A 15,926-nucleotide genomic window follows, 5' to 3' on the forward strand; every position below is an offset into this window, starting at 1 on the left:
CTAATTTCATTTTTTCCGGATCCCAGTTTATAAATTCATTCTTTTTATAGCTTTCATTACATAATAAAGCCGGTGCGGCTGCACGGAACCCAAAAGCAGGATCTTGGGCTACCGAGCCATTTTCACGAATTGCCATAAAGAAATTGGCAAAATGGTCATAATGCGCTCCTTTGTAGCCATCTTCTGCCCGGTAAACGGTTTCTAAAGGTGGAACCAGCTTTTTACGATCTGGCCTGCCTGAATTTTCTTTTGCTTTTTCTGCCAGGAAAGGATCATCACTTCCTCCACCGGCATTGCGCTTTAATGTAAGGCTGTCCCAGGCTATATCCATAGAACCTTTACTTCCTACCAGTTTTAAGAACGTACTTCCGCTGGTACCGTCAACAAAATTACAACGCAAGGAAAGGTTAAATGCCGGGTGTTGTTTTGTATCGGGGTAATCAAACATTCCTAAAAGTACATCCGGTACTTCACGCCCGTCATCCCAGTGGCGCAATCCACCGGTTGCCGCAATTTTATTGGGGCCATACGAATTGGTAATAAAATGAAGACTGGAGAATAAATGCACAAATAGGTCGCCGGCCATACCCGTACCGTAGTCAAGGTAATTTCTCCATCTAAAGAACCTTAAAGGGTCAAAAGGCATGTCTTTGCTTATAGAAGTATACTTCTCCCAATCTACGGTTTGGGTAGAGGCATCTTTGGGGATTGGATACTGCCAGGCACCCAAGGCCGAATTCCTGGCCCAAAAGCCTTCAGCATAATTAAGCGTTCCTATAGCACCGGCTGCCAATAGTTCTCTGGCCTTTTCATTACCCAAAGAAGACATTCCCTGGCTACCTACCATGTAGATTTTTCCAGATTTCTTCCAGGCTTTTATGATATCGTTTCCTTCTTCTACACTATGTACCATTGGTTTTTCACAGTACACGTGTTTACCTGCATTAAGCGCATCAACACTCATTTTTTTGTGCCAAAAATCGGGGGTGCCAATTATTACCGCGTCAATATCACTGCGGTTTAGCACTTCCTTATAATCTTTGGTAAGGAACAAACTGCTGCCCCAACGTTTTTTAGCATCTTCTAAACGCCCATCGTATAAATCACATACGGCCACAAGTTCTATATTCTCGTGCTTTAATGCCGTATTGGTATCGGCAACACCCATTCCCCCGGCACCAATTAAAGCGATTTTAAGGATTTTGTTTGTTGAAGTCTTTGCAGCTCTATTCAATAAATTTACTTCTTTCGCTTCTGCAGCAAAACTGGACGGGATTACGGCCGCAGTTGCGCCCACTATTCCTAAATTCTTAATAAAGGAACGTCTGTTATTTTTCATTATTTAATAGTTAATTGATTAATTGATTTTCGGTATTATTATTCTTTGAAAATTAAATCGAATTCAAAATTTTCGATATATACATAAGTAGGTTTCGAATTTATAGAAAAACTCTTTAAAATAAAAGATGTTGTTTTGTTTTCATACAAAATTTATCTTTTATATCAGTTTTTCTTGTTTTTTATAAAACAGGCCAATATTCTATTATTATTGGCCTGTAATTATCTTATTATTCTAGATTTAGAAAGCTAGATTAGTACCCTGGGTTTTGGGTTAAGGTTGGCTCTCCATTTGAGTCTAAACTCAAATCTATTTGTGCTTGTGGAATAGGGTAGTATTCGCTTTTGCCCGAAATAAACTTACCGCCTCTAACATCGGTAGTTATTTTTCCCTGATAGTCGAAATAAGCGTTTAAGGTCTCTTCGGCAATTCCCCATCTTACCAGGTCAAAAAAGCGATGTCCTTCCATGGCTAATTCAAGTTTACGCTCAAAATAAATAGCCTCTAGCGCATCTTCTTTGGAAGAAAATTCAGAACTGGTATATAGGCTAATATTATAATTAGCTGCATTTTCTGCATCATTAAAACCAGTTAAGGGACTGTTTTCATCAATATACTTCTTTAAGAAACCTTGTGGGTTTGCAGCCCGCTCCCGAACTCGGTTTACATATTGCATGGCCAGATCTAAATTTCCGGTTTGTGCTTCAGCTTCAGCAGCCATCAATAAGACATCGGCAAAGCGAATAATATGAACATTAATTGCGGTACCTGGTGCCCATGAGCTTTGATCACTATATAAGTCTTGTGTGGCTTGCCAGTAAATATTCTTTTTTGGAGCATAAGGTCCACCGTAAGATTGGTCTCTTATCCAGGTAGCACCGGGATGGTGTCCCCAATCATGATATGGTATTCCACGACGGCCTACCGTCCAGTCCAGACGTGGATCTAAAGAGCCTGTATAAGGTGTGAACGATGCATCTGAAGCTACACCCATATCACTTTTTACAGGATTCTGGTTATAATTATCTAAATATGGTAAACCACTGCTTTCTTGCGTTTTATAAGAGTTTACTAAGTTTTGTGTGGGCTGATAAAAACCGCAGCATCTAAATGGGCTATTATAAGGGAAATTAAGCATGCCCCCCTGGTTAGAATTTGTAATAGTGCTAGTACCATCATTGGCTACCATCTGTACATCAAAAACCGTTTCAGCGTTATTCTCGGTTTCGGCATCAAAATTATCTTTAAATTCTGCAACAAGATCATACTTTTCGCCGGCCGAATTTGTGCCAGATTCAATTACTTGTGTGAATATTGTTGAAGCTTCAGGAAATTTTTCCTGGTATAGGTATGTTTTTCCAAGGTAAGCACCGGCCGCCCATTTATTAGCACGTCCAAATTCAGATTGAGTTCCAGGTAAATTATCGAATGCAAACTGAAAATCAGCTTCTATATTAGGCCAAATATCGGTATCATTGGGTTGCTTGGGATTCTCAGTGTTCTCATCTATCCAGGGAACCATATTAAACATCTTTTTTAACTCGAAGTAATAGTGCCCTCTTAAGAATCTTGCCTGCCCGGCTATGTTGTTTCTTTCGGCCTCACTGATGTCTTCTACGTTAGCCAATAATTTTAAAACATTATTGGTACGCGTAATTCCTTCGTAAGCTGCGATCCATTTAGTATTATAAAACCCATTTGAAGGATTTGAAATAAATTTTACAATTTGGTCTATAGCGGGCTGATCTCCTCCAAAACTTCCTTTACTGGCTAAACCACCGGCAACGGCTCCATACACCCAGTTATCTGATGCAGACTCCCAGGGATTTCCTCCACCGAGGCCCTGCCCATCTAAGGCAGCGTAAGCACCAATTAGTAATTTTTCTACACCTTCTTTGTTGGCTACTACATCTTCACTTAATGAGCCCAATGCGGGTTGGTCTAAAAAGTCGTCACTACAAGACCCAAGACTTAGCGAAACCATAACCGCCAAAAATAAAAGGCTTAAAATTCTATATTTTTTCATAATTATTGTTTTTATCATTATAAACTAGCGTTAAGTCCAAATATCAATTGTCTTTGATTAGGGTAGGCACCTTCATCAATTCCAAAACTTACCGATTCTCCAGAAATTTCCGGATCAATACCAGAATAACCAGTGATAGTAAATGCATTAGCCATTTGTACATAAAATCTTAGCTTAGAAATTTTAATGGCATCTAACACAGAATTTGGCAAAGTATATCCTAGTTGGATTTGTTTAGCTCTTAGATAAGAACCATCTTCAACAAAATAAGAGTTGGGAACATCTGCCAAGCTAAATGAACCAACGGTTTGTTGAATAGGAGCACTTGCATTCATATTATCTGGTGTCCAGGAATCATAAAGAGCAGTAGAGCTCTTTGCACCATTAAAAGAACTGTAAAAATCGGTAAACCATTTAACATTGTTCCAAATATCGTTTCCTTGAGAGCCGTATAAGAACATACTAAAGTCCCAATTCTTGTATAAAAGTTCCAGGTTTAGTCCGTAGGTGAAGTCAGGATTTGGATTTCCGATAAATGTACGGTCTTCAGGGGTTATTTGGTTGTCTCCATTAGTATCTGCATAACGGAAACGCCCTACCGCCACATCAGATTGGTACGTAGTGTTTTGGTTACCTGTACTTTCTCTCGCTGCTGCATTGGCCTGGTCTATTTCTTCTTGTGTATCCCAGAAGCCATCTACTTTATAACCAAAAAACTGACTAACAGAGCCTCCTTCGGCATTTCTAATTATAGAACTACCATTAAATCGGCGACCTTCCAAATCAAAATAGTTTATACCATCGGCAATTTTAACAATTTCGTTATTATAACTTGTAAAAGTAACCGAAGTGTTAAATTGAAGGTCGTCAGAAAGCGTAAAATAAGTAGAAAGGTCTAAATCAATACCACTATTGGTCATTTGGCCAACATTCACATAAGGTACTGTAGCCGATCCAACGGTTGCCGGTAGATTGGGATTGTACAAAAGATCGTTTATATCTTTACGATAATAATCCACAGTTAGTTGCAGCGTGTTATTGAATAGGGTTGCATCTATACCAACATTTGCATTTATATTCTTTTCCCATTCAGCATCTGGATTTCCAATTCTTGATTGCTGGAAGCCTTCAGAAGTACTTGACTGACTTCCTGTAATTGCATAAAATGAGGTTTGATTATTACCGCCAAAGGTTGTAAATGAGTTGGCGGGATCTACGTTTATCTGATTACCCATTATACCATATCCGGCACGTACTTTAAGATCATCTATCCAATTAGATTCAAAGAAACTTTCATTACTTACATTCCAACCGGCACTGGCAGCAGGGAACCAACCGTACTGTTCGTTTAAGAATCTTGATGACCCATCCCTTCTTATGGTTGCACCAAATAGGTAACGATCATCAAAGTTATAATCTACCCGGCCAAATACAGAAGAAAGCGCATTGGCATATTGTGAACTATAATTAGTTTGGGTTCCTGAACCGGTATCTAGCGTTACGTAATCTGGATCAAAAGAGAAATAGGATTGTGTAGTACCACCTACTTCACGGCCTTTGTTTTGATAAGCTTCTGTACCCAATACTACGGTTAAATTGTGTAGATCTGCAAAAGTATTTTTATAGGTAAGTGTGTTGGTCCAGGTCCAGTTAAAATAGGTTTCAGCACCTTCGGTGTAAGAGTTTACCGAGTTGTTTTCAGCGTTTTCGTATGCTGGAAAAACAAAAGAGTTAAAACTATTTGAGAAATAATTTCCACCAAAAGTTGTTTTAAAAGTAAGACTTTCCAAAAAGTCTATTTCTGCAAAAATATTACCAAATAGCTTATTGGAAACTCCTCGGTTATTTCTCAATCTATCCAACATGGCTACCGGGTTAAAGGCATTACCCAAGCCCTGACCAAAAGAGCCTGCATAATTGCCTCTAATATCACGTACCGGGATAATAGGTTGTTGCCTAAAAGCCATTCCTATGGCGCTTCCTTCTGAAAGTGCACCAATTTGTGGATTTTCCCTAATGGCAAAACTTAAGTTTTCACCAACCCTAATATTATCTGTGATATTAAATACACTATTTACACGCATGGTGTAACGCTTCAGGTAAGTATTAGCCAGGGTTCCTTCTTGATCAAAATAATTAAGAGAAAATAAGAAACTTCCTTTTTCACTACCATTGCTAACCGAAAGGTTATGACTGGTAATTGGTGCAGAATTAAAAATCTCCTGAAACCAATTGGTTCCTTGCTTGTTTGCTTCTACAATTCGATAAAAATCATTTAGTTGAGCAGGATCGGTATAGTAAGGATCTACATTGTATAGAGATTCATCAACCGTATTAGCACCCACCGGGGCAATATAGTTTGGTAAAACAGGTTGTGCACCATCTCCATATTGTGGATGATCTATAGCTACGTCTGGATTTGTATTCCTTATGGCTCTAAAAGTAAGATCGGCCATTTCCTGAGAAGAAAGTATATCCCATGGATTGCCTTTTTGAACCATTTGTGTGCCGTAGTAGGCATCGTAATTTACAGATAGTCTGCCTTTCCCTTTTTTAGTGGTAATAATAATAACTCCATTGGCAGCACGAGAACCATAGATAGAAGCAGAGGCAGCATCTTTAAGTACCTGCATACTTTCAATATCATTTGGGTTAATATTATCTATACTCCCAGTAGGGATACCATCTACAACATATAATGGCGTGTTGTTTCCAAATGTATTGGAGCCACGAATCTTTACCTGTGGGGCTTCACCTGGTTGGCCTCCACCTGTAATACTAACACCCGAAACCCTACCTTGTAATTGGCTGGTAACTTGTGCGTTGGGCTGTTGTACCATTTCATCTACTTTTACAACAGATACAGCACCGGTTAAATCTTGTTTACGTTGTGTTCCATAACCAACCACAACAACTTCTTCTAATGCAGCTGCATCTTCTTCCAGAACAATATCGATTTCGTTACGACCGTTTACATTTACTTCTTTGGTAGCGTAACCAACATAACTAACCTGTAAAACGGCATCCTCAGGTACTTCAATAGAAAAATTTCCATCAAAATCACTCATAACACCATTAGAAGTGCCTTTTTCCAAAATATTAGCAGCGGGAATTGGCATTCCTGTTTTGGTTTCTGTGATAGTACCGGTAACCGTAATGGTTTCTTGAATGTTGTTAGAAATTGGTGTAGCAACAGATTTTTTCGAATTATTGGTTAGAAAAATTTGTTTGCCATAAATTTCATATTTGGTGTCTGTACCTTTAAAAATTTGGTCTAGCACAGCAGGAACTTTTTCTTTATTTACCGTGATTTTTACCTTTCGTGATAGGTCTACATCTTTAATTTTATAAACAAAGTGGTATTCGGTTTGACTTTCTATAAGATCCAGTAAATACGACATTTCTGCGTCATCCAATTTTAGGGATACGGTTTTCTGCGAATAAGTGTTATTGGCGTGCAATCCAAAAAGACTTATTAGGAAACACAAAATGGTGAGTTTCATTTTCAAATTAAATTTAAACAAAGCAAGCAGCTTTGCTAGTCCATAAGGTGATTTTTTCATACTTTTAAAGCTTAAATATTTGGTTGATACTCGTTATTTAATCGGCCATATTTTGTAGCGGGGAATGCTCTAACATTCCCCGTTTTTGTGGCTAATTTTCTTGTTATAGTTATTAATTCATTTTATTTGTTTTTGGGTTAATAATAAATTTTTTATCACATTCTTGAGTGTATTCCAGTCCATAGGTTTTTTTAAAGTATTCCAGGATATTGAGAATAGATTCCTGGCCAAAACTGGCATTAAACTTCTCTTTAGCGATTGCTTTGTTTTTGTTTATAATGCTTACTCCAAAATGACGTTCCATTTTCTTCAATATATCTTCAAAACTCATATTTCTAAATACCATCCTTCCTTCCATCCAGGAAGTGTAGATAGATGGGTCTACTTCGCTAATTTTTAAATCACCAATGTGTTTCGTAGTAGAAGCTAGCTGTCCCGGTTTTAAAATTGATGGTTCTGCTTTATTTTGTTTTGTATGCAACTGTACAGCACCTTCTACTAATACTACAGCTGCGGTGGTGTCTTCTGGATAGGCTGAGACATTAAATTCGGTTCCTAAAACTCCAATTTCGAGATTTTGGGCACTAACTTTAAAAGGACGATTTTGGTCTTTTGTTATTTTAAAAAAAGCTTCACCAATAAGAAATACCTCTCGTTTGCCATTTCTTGAGAAGTTTACAGGGTACTTTAAAGAAGAGCCCGCGTTCATAAAAACCAGACTCCCGTCTGATAATTGTACTTTAAAATGTTTACCGTTGGGGGTCTTTAAAGTGTTGTATTCAACTTTTGCTGAAGCCGATTCGTGTTTGTTGTATACCAATAGGTCTCCTCGCTGCCCACCTATCACTTTTCCATTAGGTTTTGTTAACTGAAAATTTCCTTTTTCCGATAATCCTGTAAGCGTACCATCTTCATGCTCCAGGATTATAGAATCTTCTGCAATTGGAACTTGATTTACCTCTTTTGGCTTTGTTAAATATAGAAATAGGGAGCCGCTTAAAACAGTAATAAAAATGGCAGCTATAGATGTAAACCAAACTTGCTGCTTTTTAGGTCTTTGTGGTAGGCTATATGTTTTTTGATGATAAATTCTATCTTCGATTTCGGCATAAAGCTTATCTTTTGATTTTCTACGCTCATTCTTTTCTAATACAATGTGCTTCAATACTTCTTTTGCTTCGGGAAGTGCCTGTTCCTTAGGATTTTTTTGGAAATAGCTTATTATTTGTTCTATTTCCTCTTCACTACAACGATTTCGTGAGAATTTAAACAGTAAGCTTTTTATGTAATTTTTTTGGTTCATTAAATAGTCGGGTTGTAGTTAGAATACAATTGAAAAGCTAAGGACTACTATTCAAGTTGTGAATTTTTTTAGATTTTCTTTAAAAATTCTTAACAAATAGAGGTTGAAGTCAAGTATAGTAGGGTTTGGACTGAAATGTTAAAATTTAATAGTTTGATGAAATTACAACTGAAGATTTATGATTTTTTAATGGCACCGCCAAAGTAAATAATACCACGAGTCTTGCTTAGAAATTAAAAATTTGTTTCCAACGAATGCTTCGCGGGCTTGCTGCGCGGTAGTTTACTGAAAGTCGCTTTAATATATGGATATATCCAATAATTACACTTTTTATTTATTTTACTCTTAATGAGAAAATATTTTAAAAAAGCTGGTTCGAATATAGAAATAGATATAATACTTTTAAGGAGATTCTCTAGCAATTCCACAGCAACGCCAATAAAAATGCTATATCGCCATGTAGGCTTAGAAATTCACGAATATTTCCTAAAGCTTTGGTCATTTGATTTTTGACAGTATTTGCCGAAATATTTAACTCATCACTTATCTCTTCATAACTTTTCCCTTCTTCCCTCGACATTTTAAAGATTAGTTGACAGCGTGGTGGTAAAGAAGTGATGGCGCGTTCACTTAAGTTTTTATATTCTGCTTCAGTGAGGTTAATGTCTGTTGGTTTATGGGATTCTATACTTTCATAAAAAACCCTGTTCATCAATTCACGATCGTTAGCTGCTTTTTTTAAAAAATTAAAAGCCAGATTGCGGGCTATGGTAAAAATAAAGGCTTTAAAAGATTTTTTAGGCTTTAAAAGATGTTTGCTTACCCAAACTTTTATAAAAACATCCTGTACAATTTCTTCAGCTTGTACATCTATTTTCACCAAACTTTTTGCATAATAATATACGTCTTCCTGATATCTATTAAAGAGTACCTGAAAGGACGCTTCATCCCCAGATTTTAAATGTTCTACTAAAACATGATCGCTATTATTTTCAATTTTAAACATATTTGCGCCCAAGGTGATTATGTTTATTAAAAGTTTGTTTAATTAGCTTTATGTTATTTAAATGATAGTTGCTTGCGAATTCCGTCAGAATATCAGATAATTTTTTAAATATAAATTAAATTAATGTAATTTATTTGAATTATCCAGATCTTTTTGTAAAAAATTATAAAAGTTTAGCTGGGAATGGAGAAAATTGGTTTTTAGAAAGTGTGTTTTGTAGTTTTAGGAGAGTTTATAAGTATCTGTTAGCAAAATGAATAAAAAATTACTGCTTCCTGGAGATTTTATAAAGATTCGTCAACGCAAATTAAACGGTTGCCAATTTCACTAATAACTAAAATTTGAATTTCTTTCCAGGTGCTTCCTAATTATGATAAAAACTATTAGTTTCTACTTATCTTTGTTATAGAAACCATTTGAAGATGATAAAGGAAAGTATTTCTATAGAAGAAAAGTTAAATGAACGTATAAAGGAACTCTCCTGTCTTTATCAGGTTTCTACGGCTATTAGAGAATATAACGGCTCTTACCAAGATACCTTAGGGACTATTGTACAAATTTTAAAAAATGCCTGGCGATTCCCAGAGCTTGCTACTGTGGAGATTCAATATGAAGATTGCCACTTAACTTCAAATCCAATTCCCTTAAAAGCTTACTCTCAAAAGAGTATTATTCAAACTTCCGAAAAACCAATGGGCTTTATTAAGGTTCATTATCCAGCTTCAGATTTGTCTAAAGCGCATTTTTTGGTAGAAGAGCAACGTTTGCTAGATAAGATCGCCTATGAGATTGCTTTATTTTTTGAACGCCAAACTATAAAAACCCAGGAAGAACTTTTAAAGAAAACAGCGCAAAGAAACGATCGTTTATCTATTTTAGGGGAAATTACCGCGGGGATAGCCCATGAATTAAATACTCCTTTGGGGAATATTCTTGGTTTCGCCGAATTTATAGAGGAAAAAAGCAAGGGGGCACAAATAAAAAGAGATGCACAAAAAATTATAAAATCGGCTATGTACTCCAGGGAAGTAGTGAAGAAACTTATGTTCTTCTCGTGTGATATGCCCCAGGATATTAAACAAATTGAAATTAAACCGGTAATTAGTCAGGCGCTTTCTTTATTAAAACCTAATTTTAAAAAAGCGAATATAAAGTTTGAATTTCTTATTGACGATCCCGGTTTAAAGGCGCAGGTAGATCCTATACAATTAACCCAGGTTTTCTTTAACCTGGTAATTAATGCTATTTATTATTCTCCTGAAAATTCGAAAATTGTGATTGCTATTCATAATACGAAAACGCACTATACCATTGAAATTGCCGATACCGGAAAAGGGATAGATCCAGAAGTAAAAGATAAGATATTTGAACCTTTTTACACTACTAAACCTTTGGGAGAAGGTTCTGGTCTTGGCTTAAGCGTAGTACACGGAATTATAAAAAGCCATAGGGGTGAAATTAGTATTGCTGATAATGTACCAAATGGAACCATCTTTAAAGTTCAATTACCATTGAAATTCTAATATGTCTATACGTAAAGAAAACTTATTAATAGTAGATGACGACTACGATATGCTGGAGATCCTGGACAGGCATCTTGAGCAGGAAAATTATCATACCTATAAAGCAGGATCTGTATTAGAAGCAATAGATATTTTAAAGCATAGTGAGATTGATTTACTGATAACCGACTTGCAAATGCCTGGAATGAATGGGATGGAACTGGTAAAATATGTAGATGACCACTATACTGAAATCCCAAAACTTGTAATTACGGGATTTCCTTCTATTGATAATGCCCTCACAGCCATAAAATCTGGTGCTTTAGAGTATTTGCCAAAACCTTTTACAAAAAACGAATTACTTACTTCAGTTAAAAATTCACTTATTAACCGGGCTTCAAAAGCCCCAAAATCCAGTCTGGCAACAGGTGCGAGAAATAATTATGCGGGGATGATTGGAACTTCAGCTAAATTTGAAGAACTGGTTGATGTTATTGAAAGAGTGAAAAATAATCGTGCTACTATTTTAATAAGAGGGGAGAGTGGTACGGGGAAAGAGCTGGTTGCGAAGGCTATTCATTATAAAGGTTCTTTTGCCAGCAATCCTTTTGTAGCTGTTAATTGTGGTGCTATACCAGAAAACTTGTTAGAATCAGAATTGTTTGGCTCTGTTAAGGGGGCTTATACCGGTGCTTCAGAAACACGCGAAGGATATTTTCAGGAAGCTAATGGAGGGACTATTTTTTTAGATGAAATAGGTACAGCATCATTAGCCGTACAGGTTAGGTTGTTACGTGTACTTCAGGAAAAGGAGGTTAGGAAAATTGGCGATAGAAAATCGGAGAAAATTCAGGTGCGCGTAATTGCTGCCACCAATAGCGATTTGCGCAAGCTGGTTGAAAAGGGAGCGTTTAGAGAAGATTTATATTACAGGTTGAATGTGGTAGAGATTTTAACACCTCCTTTACGAGAAAGAAAAGAAGATATTATACCTCTTGCCAAAACTTTTTTGGAGAAGTACCAGCGTGATTATGGTAAAAGCAATTTAACCTTATCTAAAAAGGCAGTCGAAATTTTAAACCGCTACACATGGCCCGGCAATATTAGGGAACTTGAAAATGTAATACAAAGGGCCATTATTATGTGTGAGCATGAAATTTTACCACAAGATTTACCGGCTTCCATAAAATATAAAATTCCTAATGTAGATGAGGAGTTAATGGCCTTAAAAGAGGTAGAAAAAAAACACATTCTAAAAGTACTTGCAGCGGTAGACCAAAATAAATCCAAGGCTGCAGAAATTCTTCAAATAGACCGTAAAACTTTACGGGAAAAGATTAAATAAAGCTCTGGGTAGTTTTCTCCCGTTCGGGGAGTTTCTTTTCATCCTTAAGAAATTAAATAATTATTTTTTATTTTCTAATACACTCAAAATCAATACATTGATATTTATTAGCCTGTTGTAGAATTAATTGGGCACAGCTTTAGCTTTAGTACCCTGCAAAATGCAGATTCTATGAATATAGCTGAAATGGAACGACCGGCAATTTTGGAAGAAAGTGGAAAGGAGATACAGCAGGCAGGTAGTGAGCTCTTTAAAACGCTTTGTTTTAATTGCGATTTGAGGCACCAGTGTACCTGGAAGGAAAACAGAAAGATGTATTGTGAACATTTCCAATAAACTATAAATATGATTGCTACAAAAAAAAATAAACAGAGTATGTATGATACGGTTATGAAACAGTTTAATAAAACTGCCGGTATCATAGATTTAAATCCAAACATTAAAAAAATACTGGAAATAACCAACAACGAGATTGTGGTTCATTTTCCTGTAAAAATGGATAACGGTAAAGTAGAGGTTTTTACCGGTTACAGGGTGCAGCATAATAATGCTTTAGGCCCTTATAAGGGAGGCTTGCGTTACCACCCAACGGTAGATGTGGATGCTGCCAAGGCACTTGCCATGTGGATGACCTGGAAAACTTCTTTGGCCGGTTTGCCTTACGGGGGAGCTAAGGGTGGAATTCAATTAGATCCCAGAGATTATTCTGATGCCGAACTAGAGAGAATAACACGTAGGTTTACATATGCTTTAGGAGAAAATATTGGGCCGGAACATGATATTCCAGCACCCGATGTAAATACCAACGCACAGACCATGGCCTGGATTGCAGATACTTATATGTCTACAATTTCAACCTCAGAACGTTCTCAAAACCAACATGTGGTAACGGGAAAACCTGTAGGATCTGGTGGTTTGGAAGGTCGTGATCGCGCAACCGGTTTTGGTGTTTATTTAACTACTAAAGAGCTCGTAAAATCTCGAGGAGAATCATTAAAAGATAAAACCTTTATCGTTCAGGGTTTTGGTAATGTGGGCTATTGGGCTTCAAAATTTTTAATAGCCGATGGAGCAAAAATGATTGCTGTACAGGATGCGCATGCTACTTTATTTGATGAAGATGGCATTTCTGTAGACAAATTATTTGAACACTCAAGCCCTAGAAAAGGTTCTATTAAAGGTTTTGAAGATGCCAGGGAAATTGAGCCAGCCAATTTCTTCGGGCTAGAATGTGATATTTTAATTCCGGCCGCCCTTGGGAATCAAATTACAGGAGATAATGCCTATAAAATACAGGCCTCTATAGTTGCCGAAGGAGCTAATGGCCCTACAAACGAAGAGGGAGAAGCCATATTGTTGGAAAAAGGTATTACTATTATTCCAGATATCTTATGTAATTCTGGTGGGGTAATAGGTAGTTATTTTGAATGGCTACAGAATAGAAATGGAGAGCTTTGGGAACTGGAAGAAGTGATGCAAAAATTAGAAAAGAAATTGCTTCAGGTGTTTAAAAAAGTTGAAAGAGCAGTTGAAGAAAGAGATACAGATTGGCGTACGGCCGCTTATATTTTAGCAATTTCAAGAATAGAGACCGCTTATAACCAACGTGGTATATTTCCTTAATTAATTGTAGCAGAGAAAATGAAATATGATGTTATTATAATTGAAAAGGTAGAGTATGAGCTTTTAAAACGAATTGTTTCAATGGCGCATTACTACAAAGATAGTACTTATCGTGCATCTATAGAAAAACTAAAGAATGAACTGGAGCTAGCCAAAATTGTAAGTGAAAAAAATATGCCCAAAGATGTGGTGCGATTTAATTCCAAGGTAGAAATCGCTACTCCGTTTAGTGTAAATAAAACCTATCAAATTGTTACTCCAGATCAAAGTAATATAAAAGAAAATAAGGTTTCAATTCTGGCACCTATGGGCTTGGCCTTATTTGGCTATGCAGAAGGAGATGAAGTAGAATGGGAGTTTCCTACCGGTAAGAATTCCATCAAAATTATTGGAGTTGAACAAATACCAAAGGAAATAAAAATATAAAAATAGTGGAAAATGAATGAAAAGTTTCAGGAACATTATGGTGAAGAAGAAATACAAATTTTAAGCATACAATCTGAAGCAGAGGATTGGGAAGATAATTTGATTTTTATAAGCGAGGAAATTAATTTCTTTGGAAACATATTAGAATCGGGAAAGAGCAGTTTGAATATTGATATAAACTCTGAAGATGCTTCTTACCTTAAAGAACAACTTGACTTATTAAATAAAGCTAATGAACATCATTTAACTGCATTTTTTGATTATAAAAATAAGCTGGAAGGTTTAAAGGAGTGCGATGATGTACAATGCGAAAACTTTTATTTAAAAGATCATTTAATTTTCAAGAATTCACTGCGAAAACATTTTAAAGATTTACGGAAACTGAAGCTTCTAATCTTTAAATTTCTAAAAGTTAGTTTCAACTGATTTTAAATTTGACTGTGTTTGGTTGACTAATTTGGGGCGGTTTTTAATCGCCCCTTTTTTATGGTTAAAAAAACTATTTTGAAAGAAGTTTACAAAACTAGAACCAGCCTGGGGCTTTTGTTACCCAAAAACAAAAAACGGATCAATCTCAAAAGTTGGGTCTAAAGTAAAAATTAAGTTTCTTTGCTGATAAATATTATCCAGTGAATAAAGAGACTGAACTATCCCTGCTAAGCTTAATCCTTCCTGAAGGTTTATTAACGTATTTTGATATTGTTGGATTTGATAAAAAGGCCATTAAAGATCCACTGTACGTTAATCGACTGACCATTTATTTGGAAGAGAAAAAGGAAATCCCGGAAGCCTATAAAAACCACCAATACAAAGCTAGTGGCTTTATGGAACCTCGCATAATTGATGATTATCCAATCAGAGATAATTTGGTAAGCTTAAACCTGAAGCGAAGACGCTGGGATGTTTTAGTAGATCAGAAGTGGATCAAAGTAAACCGGAGTTGGGGAGATTTTATTGCACAGGGTACTCGTCTTTCAAAAGAGTTCGCTGATTTTTTAAAAGAAGGCAACCGATAATACAGCTCTTAGTAGTCATCAGGTAGGAGGATTCTTCGGAATTTCAGGTAAGAAACTTCAACGCCAGTATAAAAACCACCTAAGTCAATTTCAACACTGGGAACAAAAATCTCACGCCGGGAAATGGCTCCTATACCCTCAAAACATTGGAGCTTTTCTCTCTATTGATGAGACTGCCTTATCTCAGGGAGAACTCTATACCATAAGCACCAATAAAGAGGCTAAGGGTAAGAAAGGAGCTTTGGTAAGCATCTTCAAAGGAACACGGGCAGAGCCAATCATTGATAGGCTTCTTAAACTCCCATCATCCATCCGCAACAAAGTTAAGGAGATAACCCTTGATATGGCGCACTCGATGAAGCATATTGCAAAAGTTTGTTTCCCTAAAGCTATCCAGGTAACTGATAGGTTCCACGTTCAAAAACTTGCCATAGAAGCATTGCAAGAACTTCGCATAAAATACCGATGGGAAGCCATTGACCAGGAGAATGAGCAGATAAAACAGGCAAAGACCACCCCCGGTAAAGCCTTCCTGCCAAAACTACTTCCCAACGGAGATAGCCAAAAGCAACTTCTGGCAAGAAGCAGGTATTTACTCTACAAATCAACAGAGAAGTGGACTAATAATCAAAAAGAAAGGGCAGCTATCTTATTTACCGAATATCCTGAAATAGAAAAAGCTTACAAGCTAGTAAATAACCTCAGGAATATCTTCAACCAAACAAAAAACAAAGGTATAGCCTTTACAAAACTAGCTCACTGGTATAAAGAAGTAGA

13 protein-coding genes are annotated in these 15,926 nt (G+C 36.5%); 8 read left to right on the forward strand and 5 right to left on the reverse strand.

The annotated features are described in order from the left end of the window. From I6U50_RS15545 to I6U50_RS15565, 5 genes are all read right to left on the reverse strand, one after another. The coding region (locus I6U50_RS15545) for a Gfo/Idh/MocA family protein (protein WP_198638578.1) at positions 1-1,339 on the reverse strand (1,339 nt) is incomplete at its 3' end. A 253-nt stretch (positions 1,340-1,592) separates the two neighbouring features. Continuing rightward, positions 1,593-3,365 (reverse strand): RagB/SusD family nutrient uptake outer membrane protein, encoded by a 1,773-nt coding sequence (locus I6U50_RS15550; protein ID WP_198639528.1) that lies wholly within the window; start codon positions 3,363-3,365, stop codon positions 1,593-1,595. A 17-nt stretch (positions 3,366-3,382) separates the two neighbouring features. Next, entirely contained in the window at positions 3,383-6,868 is a 3,486-nt protein-coding gene (locus tag I6U50_RS15555) for a TonB-dependent receptor (protein ID WP_232805966.1), read from the reverse strand. Between the two features lie 172 nt (positions 6,869-7,040). After that, positions 7,041-8,231, reverse strand: a complete 1,191-nt coding sequence (locus I6U50_RS15560; protein ID WP_198639529.1) for a FecR family protein — start codon at positions 8,229-8,231, stop codon at positions 7,041-7,043. A 415-nt stretch (positions 8,232-8,646) separates the two neighbouring features. Further along, a complete protein-coding gene (locus I6U50_RS15565) occupies positions 8,647-9,237 on the reverse strand; it encodes an RNA polymerase sigma factor (RefSeq protein WP_193712175.1) in 591 nt (196 codons plus the stop codon). Positions 9,238-9,659: 422 nt separating this feature from the next. On the opposite strand from I6U50_RS15565, the gene I6U50_RS15570 reads away from it, so the two are divergent. The 8 genes from I6U50_RS15570 to I6U50_RS15605 all read left to right on the forward strand — a co-directional run. Continuing rightward, entirely contained in the window at positions 9,660-10,760 is a 1,101-nt protein-coding gene (locus I6U50_RS15570; protein ID WP_198639530.1) for a sensor histidine kinase, read from the forward strand. Position 10,761: 1 nt separating this feature from the next. After that, a complete protein-coding gene (locus I6U50_RS15575; protein WP_198639531.1) occupies positions 10,762-12,084 on the forward strand; it encodes a sigma-54-dependent transcriptional regulator in 1,323 nt (440 codons plus the stop codon). Between the two features lie 171 nt (positions 12,085-12,255). Continuing rightward, the gene (locus tag I6U50_RS15580; protein WP_193712178.1) at positions 12,256-12,420 is read left to right on the forward strand and encodes a hypothetical protein; all 165 of its coding nucleotides are present in this window, start codon (positions 12,256-12,258) and stop codon (positions 12,418-12,420) included. Positions 12,421-12,429: 9 nt separating this feature from the next. Continuing rightward, the gene (locus tag I6U50_RS15585; protein WP_198639532.1) at positions 12,430-13,707 is read left to right on the forward strand and encodes a Glu/Leu/Phe/Val family dehydrogenase; all 1,278 of its coding nucleotides are present in this window, start codon (positions 12,430-12,432) and stop codon (positions 13,705-13,707) included. A gap of 18 nt (positions 13,708-13,725) precedes the next feature. Continuing rightward, positions 13,726-14,133 carry a GreA/GreB family elongation factor gene (locus I6U50_RS15590; RefSeq protein WP_193712180.1) on the forward strand — a complete coding sequence of 136 codons (408 nt, stop codon included), beginning with the start codon at positions 13,726-13,728 and terminating at the stop codon, positions 14,131-14,133. Positions 14,134-14,145: 12 nt separating this feature from the next. Next, positions 14,146-14,559 (forward strand): hypothetical protein, encoded by a 414-nt coding sequence (locus I6U50_RS15595; RefSeq protein ID WP_193712181.1) that lies wholly within the window; start codon positions 14,146-14,148, stop codon positions 14,557-14,559. 203 nt (positions 14,560-14,762) lie between these two features. Continuing rightward, the gene (locus tag I6U50_RS15600; protein ID WP_198639533.1) at positions 14,763-15,149 is read left to right on the forward strand and encodes an ISAon1 family transposase N-terminal region protein; all 387 of its coding nucleotides are present in this window, start codon (positions 14,763-14,765) and stop codon (positions 15,147-15,149) included. A 40-nt stretch (positions 15,150-15,189) separates the two neighbouring features. Further along, the coding region (locus tag I6U50_RS15605; protein WP_198639200.1) for an ISAon1 family transposase at positions 15,190-15,926 on the forward strand (737 nt) is incomplete at its 3' end.

This window comes from Salegentibacter maritimus (genome assembly GCF_016236975.1).
GTDB classification, from domain to species: domain Bacteria; phylum Bacteroidota; class Bacteroidia; order Flavobacteriales; family Flavobacteriaceae; genus Salegentibacter; species Salegentibacter maritimus.